Source organism: Pseudomonas sp. zfem003 (assembly GCF_032621675.1).
Taxonomy (GTDB): Bacteria; Pseudomonadota; Gammaproteobacteria; order Pseudomonadales; family Pseudomonadaceae; genus Metapseudomonas; species Metapseudomonas otitidis.
Genome location: NZ_JAVYJG010000012.1, coordinates 170,476 through 182,753, shown reverse-complemented (window position 1 = coordinate 182,753; position 12,278 = coordinate 170,476). Strand labels below are relative to the sequence as shown.

At 63.2% G+C, this 12,278-nt stretch carries 17 protein-coding genes; 8 read left to right on the top strand and 9 right to left on the bottom strand.

The window, feature by feature from the left end; all coding sequences use genetic code 11:
* Positions 1-4 precede the first annotated feature (4 nt).
* The 9 genes from rapZ to RTK35_RS26745 all read right to left on the bottom strand — a co-directional run bounded on the left by rapZ (position 5) and on the right by RTK35_RS26745 (position 6,711).
* Complete coding sequence (rapZ, locus tag RTK35_RS26785) at positions 5-862, bottom strand: RNase adapter RapZ (protein ID WP_142011891.1); 858 nt, start codon at positions 860-862, stop codon at positions 5-7.
* A gap of 8 nt (positions 863-870) precedes the next feature.
* Positions 871-1,335, bottom strand: coding sequence for a PTS IIA-like nitrogen regulatory protein PtsN (gene ptsN, locus RTK35_RS26780; protein ID WP_044409709.1), 465 nt, complete (start codon positions 1,333-1,335; stop codon positions 871-873).
* Positions 1,336-1,350: 15 nt separating this feature from the next.
* Positions 1,351-1,659 (bottom strand): ribosome hibernation-promoting factor, HPF/YfiA family, encoded by a 309-nt coding sequence (gene hpf, locus RTK35_RS26775; protein WP_044409703.1) that lies wholly within the window; start codon positions 1,657-1,659, stop codon positions 1,351-1,353.
* Between the two features lie 81 nt (positions 1,660-1,740).
* A complete protein-coding gene (locus RTK35_RS26770; protein WP_107328699.1) occupies positions 1,741-3,240 on the bottom strand; it encodes an RNA polymerase factor sigma-54 in 1,500 nt (499 codons plus the stop codon).
* Between the two features lie 143 nt (positions 3,241-3,383).
* Positions 3,384-4,109, bottom strand: a complete 726-nt coding sequence (lptB, locus tag RTK35_RS26765; RefSeq protein WP_044409697.1) for an LPS export ABC transporter ATP-binding protein — start codon at positions 4,107-4,109, stop codon at positions 3,384-3,386.
* Entirely contained in the window at positions 4,109-4,645 is a 537-nt protein-coding gene (gene lptA / locus RTK35_RS26760; RefSeq protein ID WP_044409694.1) for a lipopolysaccharide transport periplasmic protein LptA, read from the bottom strand. Before lptA ends, lptB begins: the two co-directional genes overlap by 1 nt.
* Entirely contained in the window at positions 4,632-5,204 is a 573-nt protein-coding gene (gene lptC / locus RTK35_RS26755; RefSeq protein ID WP_044409691.1) for an LPS export ABC transporter periplasmic protein LptC, read from the bottom strand. The genes lptA and lptC overlap by 14 nt, the downstream gene beginning before the upstream one ends.
* 8 nt (positions 5,205-5,212) lie before the next feature.
* Positions 5,213-5,737, bottom strand: a complete 525-nt coding sequence (locus RTK35_RS26750) for a KdsC family phosphatase (RefSeq protein ID WP_160480097.1) — start codon at positions 5,735-5,737, stop codon at positions 5,213-5,215.
* Positions 5,737-6,711 carry a KpsF/GutQ family sugar-phosphate isomerase gene (locus RTK35_RS26745; RefSeq protein WP_316909431.1) on the bottom strand — a complete coding sequence of 325 codons (975 nt, stop codon included), beginning with the start codon at positions 6,709-6,711 and terminating at the stop codon, positions 5,737-5,739. Before RTK35_RS26745 ends, RTK35_RS26750 begins: the two co-directional genes overlap by 1 nt.
* Positions 6,712-6,953: 242 nt before the next feature.
* Between RTK35_RS26745 and RTK35_RS26740 the strand changes: the two genes are divergently transcribed.
* The 8 genes from RTK35_RS26740 to hisG all read left to right on the top strand — a co-directional run bounded on the left by RTK35_RS26740 (position 6,954) and on the right by hisG (position 12,269).
* Entirely contained in the window at positions 6,954-7,763 is an 810-nt protein-coding gene (locus RTK35_RS26740) for an ATP-binding cassette domain-containing protein (RefSeq protein ID WP_316909386.1), read from the top strand.
* Positions 7,763-8,560, top strand: coding sequence for a lipid asymmetry maintenance ABC transporter permease subunit MlaE (mlaE, locus tag RTK35_RS26735; RefSeq protein ID WP_044409679.1), 798 nt, complete (start codon positions 7,763-7,765; stop codon positions 8,558-8,560). The genes RTK35_RS26740 and mlaE overlap by 1 nt, the downstream gene beginning before the upstream one ends.
* Positions 8,560-9,027 carry an outer membrane lipid asymmetry maintenance protein MlaD gene (mlaD, locus tag RTK35_RS26730; RefSeq protein WP_044409676.1) on the top strand — a complete coding sequence of 156 codons (468 nt, stop codon included), beginning with the start codon at positions 8,560-8,562 and terminating at the stop codon, positions 9,025-9,027. The genes mlaE and mlaD overlap by 1 nt, the downstream gene beginning before the upstream one ends.
* Positions 9,028-9,038: 11 nt before the next feature.
* On the top strand, positions 9,039-9,686 hold the full coding sequence (locus tag RTK35_RS26725; protein ID WP_044409674.1) for a phospholipid-binding protein MlaC: 648 nt from the start codon (positions 9,039-9,041) through the stop codon (positions 9,684-9,686).
* A complete protein-coding gene (locus RTK35_RS26720) occupies positions 9,679-9,987 on the top strand; it encodes a lipid asymmetry maintenance protein MlaB (RefSeq protein WP_279802551.1) in 309 nt (102 codons plus the stop codon). The genes RTK35_RS26725 and RTK35_RS26720 overlap by 8 nt, the downstream gene beginning before the upstream one ends.
* Before the next feature lie 106 nt (positions 9,988-10,093).
* On the top strand, positions 10,094-10,333 hold the full coding sequence (locus RTK35_RS26715) for a BolA family protein (RefSeq protein WP_316909385.1): 240 nt from the start codon (positions 10,094-10,096) through the stop codon (positions 10,331-10,333).
* 22 nt (positions 10,334-10,355) lie between these two features.
* On the top strand, positions 10,356-11,621 hold the full coding sequence (murA, locus tag RTK35_RS26710; RefSeq protein WP_074971620.1) for a UDP-N-acetylglucosamine 1-carboxyvinyltransferase: 1,266 nt from the start codon (positions 10,356-10,358) through the stop codon (positions 11,619-11,621).
* 12 nt (positions 11,622-11,633) lie between these two features.
* Positions 11,634-12,269, top strand: coding sequence for an ATP phosphoribosyltransferase (hisG, locus tag RTK35_RS26705; RefSeq protein ID WP_044409663.1), 636 nt, complete (start codon positions 11,634-11,636; stop codon positions 12,267-12,269).
* The last annotated feature ends 9 nt before the right edge of the window (positions 12,270-12,278 follow it).

Sequence of the window (12,278 nt, the reverse complement as noted above, 5' to 3'; positions counted from 1 at the left end):
CCTTTCAGGTGAGGTCGCGGTGGCGAACCTGGACGTTCTTGAGAAGCGGTTTGAGGGCGCGCCCGATGCGCTCGGCGAGGTACACGGAGCGGTGGTGACCGCCGGTGCAGCCGATGGCAATGGTGACGTAGGCGCGGTTACTGGCGGCGAACCGGGGCAGCCATTTGTTCAGGTAGCCGACGATGTCCTGGTACATCTCCTCGACATCGGGCTGGGCGGCCAGGTAGTCGGCCACGACGCTGTCGAGCCCGGAAAAGTCCCGCAGGTCGGGCTTCCAGTAGGGATTGGGCAGGCAGCGCACGTCGAATACCAGGTCGGCGTCCACCGGCATGCCGCGCTTGAAGCCGAAGGACTCCACCAGGAAGGCGGTGCCGGGTTCGGGCTTGTTGAGCAGGCGCAGCTTGATGGTGTCACGCAACTGGTAGAGGTTCAGGTGCGTGGTGTCGATCTTGAGGTCGGCGAGGTCGGCAATCGGCGCGAGCAATTTGCTCTCGTCGTGGATGGCCTCGGCCAGGGATCGGTTCTCGGTGGTCAGCGGGTGGCGCCGGCGGGTCTCGGAGAAGCGCTTGAGCAGCGTCTCTTCGTCCGCGTCCAGGTACAGCAGGTCGCAGAGGATGTGCTTGGCGCGGGCCTCGGCGAGCAGCTCCGGGAAGCGCTGGAGCTGGCTCGGCAGGTTGCGGGCGTCGATGGACACCGCAACCTGGGGGTGAAGCAGTTCGGTGTGCAGCAGGGCGCGCTCGGCGAGCTCGGGAAGAAGCCCGGCGGGGAGGTTGTCGATGCAGTAGAAGCCGTTGTCTTCGAGTACGTCGAGTGCCGTGCTCTTGCCGGATCCGGAACGACCACTGACGATGACCAGGCGCATGCCGGTGCCTACTGTGCGTTCTGCACGTCGACGACCACCTGGTACAGGTTCTCGCTGTCCTGCGCGTGACGCAGGCGATCCCGTACGTCGCTGCGGTCGAGCATGCTGGCGATCTGGCGCAGCAGCTCCAGGTGCTCATCGGTCGCCGCTTCGGGGACCAGCAGCACGAACAGCAGGTCCACGGGGGCGCCGTCGATGGCGTCGAAATCAACGGCCGCGTCCAGGCGCAGCACGGCACTCACCGGCGCAGCGCAGCCCTGAAGGCGACAATGGGGAATGGCGATGCCGTTGCCGAAGCCGGTCGAGCCGAGCTTTTCGCGGGCTACGAGGCTTTCGAAGATGTCTTGCGAGTCGAGATCCACCAGGTCGCGTGCGACGAGGTTGGCGATCTGTTCCAGCACGCGTTTCTTGCTGCCGCCCGGCACGTTCACGAGTGAACGGCCGGGGGTCAGGATTTGCTCAAGTCGGATCATAGGGAAGGGGAGAGGTCAGCGGACGGTCGCGCCCTGCTGGCGGTTGAGCTGCTTTTCCTTGTGCTTGATCAGTTGACGGTCGAGTTTGTCGGTCAGCAGGTCGATGGCGGCGTACATGTCTTCATGCTCGGCGTTGGCAACGACCTCGCCGCCTGCGATATGCAGGGTGGCTTCGATCTTCTGCTTCAGCTTCTCGACCTGCATGATCACTTGCACGTTGGTTATCTTGTCGAAGTGGCGCTCCAGACGTTCGAACTTTTCGATCACGTAGTCGCGCAGGGCGTCGGTCACATCCAGTTGATGTCCACTGATGTTGACTTGCATACCGCTTTCTCCTTATTGCCCGTGTGTAAGAGACAGGCTAACGGGCCTGCCACCGGAACACTTTGGCGTGGATCAATCCGCTCACATCAGTCGCTTGCGTTCGCTGGAAGGTGCGATGCCAAGCGATTCCCTGTACTTGGCGACTGTGCGGCGGGCCACTTGGATACCCTGTGCTTCCAGTAAACCAGCGATCTTGCTGTCGCTCAACGGCTTTTTGGCATTTTCGGCGGCCACCAGTTTCTTGATGATCGCGCGGATCGCGGTGGACGAGCATTCGCCACCTTCGGAGGTGCTGACGTGGCTGGAGAAGAAGTATTTCAGCTCGTAAATGCCACGTGGCGTGTGCATGAATTTCTGGGTGGTGACGCGGGAAATCGTGGACTCGTGCATCCCGACCGCCTCGGCGATGTCGTGCAGGACCAGCGGCTTCATGGCTTCGTCGCCGTACTCGAGGAAGCCTCGCTGATGCTCCACGATCTGGGTAGCCACCTTCATGAGGGTTTCGTTGCGGCTTTGCAGGCTCTTGATGAACCAGCGTGCCTCTTGCAACTGGTTGCGCATGAAGGTGTTGTCCGCGCTGGAGTCGGCACGGCGCACGAAACCTGCGTAGTGCGGGTTGACGCGCAGGCGGGGCACGGCCTCCTGGTTCAACTCGACCAGCCAACGGTCGTTGTGCTTGCGAACGATGACGTCGGGCACGACGTATTCCGGTTCGCTGGCTTCGATCTGCGAGCCCGGGCGGGGATTGAGCGCCTGAATCAGTTCGATGACCTGGCGCAGCTCGTCTTCCTTGAGCTTCATGCGGCGCATGAGCTGGCTATAGTCGCGGCTGCCGAGCAGGTCGAGGTAGTCGCCTGTGAGGCGCTGGGCTTCACCTAGCCAGGGGGTATTGGTAGGCAGTTGGCGAAGTTGCAGCAGCAGGCATTCGCGCAGGTCGCGTGCGCCGACGCCGGCGGGCTCGAACTGCTGGACCCGATTGAGCACGACCTTGACCTCATCCACCTCGATACCCAGTTCGGGATCGAAGGACTCGGTGATCTCCTCGAGGGTTTCTTCGAGGTAGCCGTCGTTGTTGATGCAATCGATGATGGTGACGCCGATCAGGCGGTCGGTGTCCGACATCGGTGCGAGGTTCAGTTGCCACAGCAGGTGGCTTTGCAGGCTCTCCCCGACGGAGGTGCGGGAGGTGAAGTCCCATTCGTCATCATCGGAGCTGGGCAGGCTGCTGGCGCTGGTCTGGTATACGTCTTCCCAGGCGGTGTCGACGGGAAGTTCGCTGGGGATGCGTTCGTGCCACTCGCCCTCGTCGATGCCCTCGCTGTCGCTGGTGGGCACGGTGGTTTCCTGGAAGCTTGCTTCCTGGCTACCGGAGTTGGGCTGCTGCTCGCTCTCCGCCATGGGGTCGGAGTTGTCGAAATCCTCCCCTTCCTCCTGGCGTTCGAGCATGGGGTTGGACTCCAGCGCTTCCTGGATCTCCTGCTGCAGGTCCAGGGTGGAGAGTTGGAGTAGGCGGATGGCCTGTTGCAGCTGCGGGGTCATCGTCAGCTGCTGGCCCATCTTCAGGACAAGCGATGGTTTCATGGCAGGGGGCTTTGCACCTTATTCGCCGGCGCGTGTGCGCCATCCACTACAGGACGCCGAGGCGCCACCAGGAAGCAAATTATATGCCTGACCTTGAATGATTTTTCCAGCAGGCGCAACGCCCTTGTGTGGCACTGCGTGGCTCAGAGGCGGAATTCGTGCCCCAGGTAGACTTCCTTGACCAGCTGGTTGGCCAGGATTTCCTCGGCGGTGCCTTCTGCGATCAGCTGGCCGTCGTTGACGATGTAGGCCGTCTCACAGATGTCCAGCGTCTCACGAACGTTGTGATCGGTGATGAGTACGCCGATGCCCTTGTTCTTGAGGTGGTGGATGATCTGCTTGATATCGCCCACGGAGATGGGGTCGACGCCGGCGAAGGGTTCGTCCAGCAGGATGAACTTCGGCGCGGTGGCCAGTGCGCGGGCGATCTCGACGCGGCGACGTTCACCGCCGGAGAGGCTCATGCCGAGGCTGTCGCGGATGTGGCTGATGTGGAATTCCTGCAACAGGCTTTCCAGCTCACGATGGCGCCCGGCGCGATCCAGGTCCTTGCGGGTTTCCAGGATCGCCATGATGTTGTCCGCCACGCTCAGCTTGCGGAAGATCGAGGCTTCCTGCGGCAGGTAGCCGATACCGGCGCGCGCCCGGCCGTGCATGGGCTGGTGGGTGACGTCCTGCTGGTCGATCAGGACACGACCCTGATCAGCCTTGACCAGGCCCACGATCATGTAGAAGCAGGTGGTCTTGCCTGCACCGTTGGGGCCGAGCAGACCGACGATCTGGCCGCTCTCGATGGACAGGCTGACGTCACGGACCACCTGGCGGCTCTTGTAGCTCTTGGCCAGGTGCTGGGCTTTGAGGATCGCCATTACTGTGCTTGTCCCGCTTGCTTCTTGGGCTGGATGACCATGTCGATGCGCGGACGCGGCGTGCCGACGTTGGTGCCGGTGGCACGACCTGCGTTGACGATCTGGCGGCGGGTGTCGTAGACGATCTTCTCGCCTTCGAAGGTATTGCCTTCCTGGATCACCTTCGCCTGGTCGATCAGCACGATGCGCTCGTTGGAAGCGAAGTACTGGATGGTGCGTCCGTAGGCCTTGACGATCTGCTTGTCCGGAGCCGGCTTCTGCTCGTAGTACGCCGGCTTGCCCACCGAGGTGAACACATCCAGCTCGCCCTGGGCGTTCTGGGTGATGGTTACGGTGTCGCCGGTGATCTTCAGGGTGCCTTGGGTAATGACCACGTCACCGCGATAGACTGCTACGCCCTGCTTGTCATCGAGCTCGGCGCTGTCCGCCTGGACGCGGATGGGCTGGTCGCGGTCGCTGGGCAGTGCCCAGGCGCTGGCACTTCCGAGTGCGGCACCCAGGCTGAGCAGTAGGGGGAGGGTTTTAACGAACCTCATGCTGGCCTCTTACGTTGGACAGCAGGAGCATCCTGCCGTCATTCAAGTACGCTTTCATTCCTTGTGCCGTGGTGACCCCGTTGGCGGCGTCGATTTTAACGGCTTGCTCGGTCTGCGCATATTCCTGATCCGGGAATACGGTCAGTCGGCTGGTGGTCAGAATGGTCGGCCGTCCCTTGGGGTCGGTGCGGGCCACACGGACCTGTTCGATCAGTTCGACCTGCTTGCCCTCCGGGCCCACCTCTCCGCGTTCGCTCTGAACATGCCAAGGGTAGTCGGTGCCGCGATAAAGCTGCAGGTCCGGCTTGGTCAGCATCGTCACATCGGTGGCCTTGATGTGCTCGAGCTTGTCCGCCGTCATTTCATAGTGGCGCTTGCCATCTTCCTGGAACTGCACGCTGGTGGCATTGATGACGTAGAAGTCGATGGCGTTTTCGTCCCCGGCGGGCTGGGCCTGGCGGTCCATGAAGCTCTCGGGGCGGATGTTCCAGTAGCCCAGGGCGATCAGCAGTGCGGCAAGGGGCGCAAGGATCAGGGCGAGGCGAACGTTCTTGGGCATGGCTGGACCTACAGGTAGGCGGCTTGCGCGGTGTCCAGGGTGTCCTGGGCGCGCATGATCAGTTCGCAGAACTCGCGTGCTGCACCTTCTCCGCCCTTGGCCACGGTGACGCCATGGGCATGCTGGCGCACGAAGGCGTCGGCGCTGGCAACGGCCATGCCCAGGCCAACGCGACGGATCACGGGCAGGTCGGGCAGGTCGTCGCCCAGGTAGGCGACCTGGCTGTAGTCCAGCCCCAGCTCGCCCAGCAATTCATCGAGAACGACCAGTTTGTCCTCGCGGCCCTGGTAAAGGTGCTGGATACCGAGGTTACGTGCACGGCGCTCCACCACCGGGGTGCTGCGTCCGGAGATGATGGCTGTGCGTACGCCGGAGTTGATCAGCATCTTGATGCCGTGGCCGTCCAGGGTATTGAAGGTCTTGAATTCGCTGCCGTCTGCCAGGAAGTAGAGCTTGCCATCGGTGAGCACGCCATCCACGTCAAAGACTGCCAGGCGGATCGCCTGGGCACGCTGGTGCAGGTGTTCGCTCATCAGATCACTCCGGCGCGGGTCAGGTCGTGGATGTGCAGGGCGCCGACGGGGGTGTCGTTGTCATCCACCACCACCAGCACGTTGATCTTGTGGTCTTCCATGATCTTCAAGGCTTCGGCCGCCAGCATTTCGCCGCGTGCGGTCTTGCCGCGCACGGTCATAACTTCGTCGATGCTCGCCTGGTGCACATCGACGCCCTTGTCGAGGGTCCGGCGCAGGTCGCCGTCGGTGAAGATACCGGCGAGACGGCCGTCATTCTCCAGCACGATGGTCATGCCGAGCCCCTTGCGGGTCATTTCCAGCAGGGCGTCGCGCAGCGAGGTGCCACGGGCGACCCGGGGCAGCGCGTCGCCACTGTGCATGACGTTTTCCACTTTCAGCAGCAGGCGACGGCCCAGCGCACCGCCCGGGTGCGAGAAGGCGAAGTCTTCCGCAGAGAAGCCGCGTGCTTCCATCAGGGCAATGGCCAGGGCATCGCCCAGCACCAATGCCGCCGTGGTGGAGGAGGTGGGTGCCAGGTTGAGCGAGCAGGCTTCCTTGTCCACGCGGGCATCAAGGCGTGCCTCGGCCGCTTTCGCCAGCGCCGATTCCGGGTTGCCGGTCATGCTGATGAGCGGGATGCCCAGGCGCTTGATCAGCGGCAACAGGGTGACGATCTCCGCCGTCGAGCCGGAATTGGAGAGGGCCAGTACCACGTCGTCGCGCGTGATCATGCCCATGTCGCCGTGGCTTGCTTCCGCCGGGTGGACGAAGAAGGAAGGCGTGCCGGTGCTGGCCAGGGTCGCGGCGATCTTGCGGCCGACGTGGCCGGATTTGCCCATGCCGACCACCACGACACGCCCCTTGCAGGCAAGGGCGAGTTCGCAGGCTTTGATGAAATCGCCGTCGATTCGCTGGAGAAGGGCGTCAATGGCGTCGCGTTCCAGTCGGATGGTGCGTTGCGCGGATTGGATCAGATCGCTGGACTGGCTCATGTCTTGAGTGCAGTGGCCGAGGAAAAGGCGCGGATTATACCGGTAAAGCTTGAATCGCTCACGTTCGATCGTCGTCAATGATGCGTCGAACCTGTCACGCTCCTGAACGAAGCTGTCTGCGGCCTTGGGCGGCAAAGGGCGCAATGCTATGATCCGCCGCCTGTTCGGCCACCTCGCCGGGCCGTGTCCCGTCTGCGGGATACGACGTCCATTCAGGGATGGCCGCATCGCAAGGAGTACAGATGAGCGCCGATAACGCTTATGCCGTGGAGCTGAAGGGCCTGACCTTCAAGCGCGGCGAGCGCAGCATTTTTCGCGACGTTGACATACGCATACCCCGTGGCAAGGTCACCGGGATCATGGGGCCGTCCGGCTGCGGCAAGACCACGCTCCTTCGCCTGATCGCTGCTCAACTGAAGCCGGCGGCGGGAGAAGTCTGGGTCAATGGTCAGAACCTGCCCTCACTTTCCCGTTCCGAACTCTTCGACATGCGCAAGCAGTTCGGCGTGCTGTTCCAGAGTGGCGCGCTGTTCACCGATCTGGATGTATTCGAGAACGTAGCCTTCCCGCTGCGCGTCCATACCCAGCTCCCTGAGGAGATGATCCGCGACATCGTGTTGATGAAGCTCCAGGCCGTCGGGTTGCGTGGCGCCATCGACCTGATGCCCGATGAGCTCTCTGGCGGTATGAAGCGGCGCGTTGCGCTGGCACGGGCCATCGCCCTGGATCCGCAGATCCTGATGTATGACGAACCCTTCGTGGGCCAGGACCCGATCGCCATGGGCGTACTGGTACGCCTGATCCGCCTGTTGAACGACGCACTGGGCATCACCAGCATCGTCGTCTCCCACGACCTGGCGGAGACCGCGAGCATCGCCGACTACATCTATGTAGTGGGGGATGCGCAGGTGCTTGGCCAGGGCACTCCGGTCGAGCTGATGGACTCGGACAATCCGCGGATCCGCCAATTCATGAAGGGCATCCCCGACGGGCCGGTGCCGTTCCACTTCCCGGCGCCCGATTACCGCAACGACTTGCTGGGAGAGCATTGATGCGCAAGAAGTCCCCGCTCGAGCGCATCCGCCTGCTCGGGCGCGCCGGCCTTGACGTGGTCGAGGCGCTCGGCCGTTCCACCCTGTTCCTGCTGCGCGCCCTGTTCGGCCGCACCGGGACCGGTTCCGGCTTCCAGTTGCTGGTCAAGCAGCTTTATTTCGTTGGCGTGCTGTCGCTGCCGATCATCGTCGTCTCCGGCATCTTCATCGGCATGGTGCTGGCATTGCAGGGCTACAACATCCTCGTTGGCTACGGGTCCGAGCAGGCTGTCGGGCAGATGGTCGCACTGACCCTGCTGCGCGAGCTCGGCCCGGTTGTCACGGCGCTGCTGTTCGCAGGGCGTGCCGGATCCGCGCTGACCGCCGAGATCGGCAACATGAAATCCACCGAGCAGCTCTCCAGCCTGGAGATGATCGGTGTCGACCCGCTCAAGTACATCATCGCGCCTCGCCTGTGGGCCGGCTTCATCTCGATGCCGGTGCTCGCGCTGATCTTCAATGTGGTCGGCATCTGGGGCGGCGCGATGGTGGCCATCGACTGGCTCGGCGTCTATGACGGCTCGTTCTGGTCGAACATGCAGAACAGCGTCGAATTCACAGAAGATGTACTCAATGGCGTGCTGAAAAGCCTGGCCTTCGCCTTCGTCGCCACCTGGATCGCCGTGTTCCAGGGTTACGACTGCGAGCCCACCTCCGAAGGGATCAGCCGCGCAACGACTAAAACCGTGGTCTATGCCTCGTTGGCCGTGCTGGGGCTCGACTTCATCCTGACCGCCCTGATGTTTGGAGATTTCTGATGCAAATCCGCACCCTGGAAATTGGTGTCGGCCTGTTCCTCCTGGCCGGGTTGCTTGCCCTGCTGCTGCTGGCACTGCGTGTCAGCGGGCTGTCCGTCGGCAGCGCCGGCGAGACGTACAAGGTTTATGCACATTTCGACAATATCGCCGGTCTCACTGTCAGAGCGAAGGTGACCATGGCCGGTGTGACCATCGGCCGGGTCACGGCCATCGACCTCGATCGCGACAGCTACACCGGTCGCGTCACCATGGAGCTGGAGAAGAAGGTCGACAACCTGCCGACCGACTCCACCGCGTCTATCCTGACCGCCGGCCTGCTGGGCGAGAAGTACATCGGGATCAGCGTCGGCGGCGACGACCAGTTGCTGAAGGACGGCAGCACCATCCGCGATACCCAGTCTGCGCTGGTGCTGGAGGACCTGATCGGCAAGTTCCTGCTCAATACGGTCAACAAGGACACCAAGTGAGGACCTTCGAAATGATCAAAGCCCTGCGAAACGGCCTGTTGCTGCTGCTGGCGGCGTTGCCACTGCTGGCCAATGCGGCACCGAGTGCCCGCGATGTGGTGCAACAGACCACCGACAAGCTGCTCAGTGATCTCAAGGCCAACAAGGCCCAGTACCGCAGTAACCCAAGTGCTTTCTACGATGCGCTGAACGGCATTCTCGGCCCGGTTGTGGATGCTGACGGCATCTCCCGCAGCATCATGACCGTCAAATACTCGCGCCAGGCCACCCCGGAGCAGATGACCCGCTTCCAGGAGAACTTCAAGCGCAGCCTGATCCAGTTCTACGGCAATGCACTGCTGGAGTACGACAACCAGGACATCCGCGTCCTGCCCGCCAAGCAGGAAGACCCCGAGCGCACCAGCGTCGGCATGGAAGTGAAGGACAGCAAGGGCACCGTCTACCCCGTCTCCTACACCATGGTGAACATCGACGGTCAGTGGATGCTGCGCAACGTGATCATCAACGGCATCAACATCGGCAAGCTGTTCCGCGATCAGTTCGCCGACGCCATGCAGAAGAACGGCAACGACCTCAACAAGACCATCGACGGCTGGGCCGAGATCGTGGCGAAGGCCAAGCAGTCCGAGGAAGGCCAGAAGGCTGCTGGTCATGAGTGAGGCGTCTCTGGTTGCGGGTAGCGGCGGGGAGCTCAAGCTCCTCGGCGTCCTCGACTACAGCAGCGGCCCCGCCTTGCGGGAAACCGGCGCCAGGCTGATCCGCGAGCAGGCCGCCGCTGCCCTGGTGGTCGACTGTTCCGGCGTGGAGAAATCCAGCAGCGTCGGGCTTTCCCTGTTGCTGGCCTTCATGCGTGATGCCCGCAAGGCTGGCAAGACCCTCAGCATCCGCTCGTTGCCCGAGGACATGCGGCAGATTGCCGGTGTATCCGGGCTCGACGCGTTGTTGCCCCTCGAGCACTGATGCCCGAAAGCCCTCCGTCAGGCCCCGCATGCGCGGGGTTCGCAGGCGGGGGGCTTTTTTGTATCATTGCCGACCCGCGCGCACAGGGCGCCGATAGAGGTTGAGCATGCAGGCCGTAGAAGTGAAAAGCCTCCTGGAGGCGAAGTTGCCCGGTACCCAGGTCGAAGTGGAAGGCGAAGGTTGCAACTTCCAGCTGAACCTGATCAGCGACGAACTGGCCTCACTCAGCCCGGTCAAGCGCCAGCAGCAGGTCTATTCGCACCTGAATCCCTGGATCGCCGACGGCAGTATCCACGCTGTCACCATGAAATTCTTCAGCCGCGCTGGCTGGGCCCAGCGTTCCTGACCCCCCGGCGACGAGACTCCCAATGGACAAACTGATTATCACCGGCGGCCAACGCCTCGATGGCGAAATCCGCGTTTCCGGCGCCAAGAACTCGGCCCTGCCGATCCTGGCTGCCACGCTGCTGGCCGATACCCCGGTCACCGTCTGCAACCTGCCGCACCTGCACGACATCACCACCATGATCGAGCTGTTCGGCCGCATGGGCGTGCAGCCGGTCATCGACGAGAAACTCAGCGTCGAAGTGGACGCCAGCACCATCAAGACCCTGGTCGCGCCCTATGAGCTGGTGAAGACCATGCGCGCCTCGATCCTGGTGCTCGGCCCCATGGTCGCGCGCTTCGGCCAGGCCGAAGTGGCACTGCCCGGTGGCTGCGCCATCGGCTCGCGCCCGGTCGACCTGCATATCCGCGGTCTCGAGGCCATGGGCGCGCTGATCGACGTCGACGGCGGCTACATCAAAGCCCGTGCTCCGGCCGGTGGCCTGCGTGGTGCGCACTTCTTCTTCGATACCGTCAGCGTGACCGGTACCGAGAACATCATGATGGCCGCCACCCTGGCCAACGGCCGTACCGTGCTGGAAAACGCCGCTCGCGAACCGGAAGTGGTCGACCTGGCCAACTGCCTCATCGCCATGGGTGCGCAGATCCAGGGCGCCGGCACCGACACCATCATCATCGACGGCGTGAAGCGCCTCGGTGGTGCGCGCTACAGCGTGATGCCCGACCGTATCGAGACCGGCACCTACCTGGTCGCCGCAGCCTCCACCGGCGGTCGTGTCAAGCTGAAGGACACCGATCCGACCATCCTCGAGTCCGTGCTGCTCAAGCTGGAAGAAGCAGGTGCCCACATCAGCACCGGCAACAACTGGATCGAGCTGGACATGAAGGGCAACCGCCCGAAAGCCGTCAACGTGCGCACCGCGCCGTACCCGGCATTCCCCACCGACATGCAGGCCCAGTTCATCTCCATGAACGCCGTGGCCGAAGGCACCGGTGCGGTCATCGAGACGGTGTTCGAGAACCGCTTCATGCACGTCTACGAGATGAACCGCATGGGCGCCCAGATCCTGGTCGAGGGCAACACCGCCATCGTCACCGGCGTGCCGAAGCTCAAGGGCGCCCCGGTGATGGCCACCGACCTGCGTGCATCCGCCAGCCTGGTGATCGCCGGCCTGGTCGCCGAGGGCGACACGCTGATCGACCGCATCTACCACATCGACCGTGGCTACGAATGCATCGAGGAAAAACTCCAGCTGCTCGGCGCCAAGATCCGCCGCGTGCCGGGCTAACAAGGGAACCCCATGCTCACCATCGCGCTGTCCAAGGGCCGCATTCTCGATGACACCCTGCCGTTGCTGGCAGAGGCCGGCATCGTGCCCACCGAGAATCCGGACAAGAGCCGCAAGCTCATCATCCCGACCACCCAGGATGACGTTCGCCTGCTGATCGTCCGCGCCACCGACGTGCCGACCTATGTCGAACACGGCGCTGCCGACCTCGGCGTGGCGGGCAAGGACGTGCTGATGGAGTACGGCGGGCAGGGGCTCTACGAGCCCCTCGACCTGAAGATCGCCAACTGCAAGCTGATGACCGCCGGTGCGGTCGGCGCGCCGGAGCCCAAGGGGCGCCTGCGCGTGGCCACCAAGTTCGTCAACGTCGCCAAGCGCTACTACGCCGAACAGGGTCGCCAGGTCGACGTGATCAAGCTCTACGGCTCCATGGAGCTGGCCCCGCTGGTCGGTCTGGCCGACAAGATCATCGACGTGGTGGACACCGGCAACACCCTGCGCGCCAATGGCCTGGAACCCCAGGAACTCATCGCCACCGTCAGCTCCCGCCTGGTGGTCAACAAGGCCTCGATGAAGATGCAGCACGCACGCATCCAGGCCCTCATCGACACGCTGCGCGAAGCGGTCGAGAAGCGACACCGTCACTGATACCCGTTG

Excerpts from the sequence above, each read along its gene's own strand:
- lptC (WP_044409691.1), bottom strand. The coding sequence starts at position 5,204 with ATGCCCAAGAACGTTCGCCTCGCCCTGATCCTTGCGCCCCTTGCCGCA.
- RTK35_RS26770 (WP_107328699.1), bottom strand. The coding sequence starts at position 3,240 with ATGAAACCATCGCTTGTCCTGAAGATGGGCCAGCAGCTGACGATGACC.
- mlaD (WP_044409676.1), top strand. The coding sequence starts at position 8,560 with ATGCAAATCCGCACCCTGGAAATTGGTGTCGGCCTGTTCCTCCTGGCC.
- lptB (WP_044409697.1), bottom strand. The coding sequence starts at position 4,109 with ATGGCGATCCTCAAAGCCCAGCACCTGGCCAAGAGCTACAAGAGCCGC.
- RTK35_RS26740 (WP_316909386.1), top strand. The coding sequence starts at position 6,954 with ATGAGCGCCGATAACGCTTATGCCGTGGAGCTGAAGGGCCTGACCTTC.
- RTK35_RS26720 (WP_279802551.1), top strand. The coding sequence starts at position 9,679 with ATGAGTGAGGCGTCTCTGGTTGCGGGTAGCGGCGGGGAGCTCAAGCTC.
- mlaE (WP_044409679.1), top strand. The coding sequence starts at position 7,763 with ATGCGCAAGAAGTCCCCGCTCGAGCGCATCCGCCTGCTCGGGCGCGCC.
- RTK35_RS26725 (WP_044409674.1), top strand. The coding sequence starts at position 9,039 with ATGATCAAAGCCCTGCGAAACGGCCTGTTGCTGCTGCTGGCGGCGTTG.
- RTK35_RS26715 (WP_316909385.1), top strand. The coding sequence starts at position 10,094 with ATGCAGGCCGTAGAAGTGAAAAGCCTCCTGGAGGCGAAGTTGCCCGGT.
- hisG (WP_044409663.1), top strand. The coding sequence starts at position 11,634 with ATGCTCACCATCGCGCTGTCCAAGGGCCGCATTCTCGATGACACCCTG.
- ptsN (WP_044409709.1), bottom strand. The coding sequence starts at position 1,335 with ATGATCCGACTTGAGCAAATCCTGACCCCCGGCCGTTCACTCGTGAAC.
- RTK35_RS26750 (WP_160480097.1), bottom strand. The coding sequence starts at position 5,737 with ATGAGCGAACACCTGCACCAGCGTGCCCAGGCGATCCGCCTGGCAGTC.
- RTK35_RS26745 (WP_316909431.1), bottom strand. The coding sequence starts at position 6,711 with ATGAGCCAGTCCAGCGATCTGATCCAATCCGCGCAACGCACCATCCGA.
- rapZ (WP_142011891.1), bottom strand. The coding sequence starts at position 862 with ATGCGCCTGGTCATCGTCAGTGGTCGTTCCGGATCCGGCAAGAGCACG.
- murA (WP_074971620.1), top strand. The coding sequence starts at position 10,356 with ATGGACAAACTGATTATCACCGGCGGCCAACGCCTCGATGGCGAAATC.
- hpf (WP_044409703.1), bottom strand. The coding sequence starts at position 1,659 with ATGCAAGTCAACATCAGTGGACATCAACTGGATGTGACCGACGCCCTG.
- lptA (WP_044409694.1), bottom strand. The coding sequence starts at position 4,645 with ATGAGGTTCGTTAAAACCCTCCCCCTACTGCTCAGCCTGGGTGCCGCA.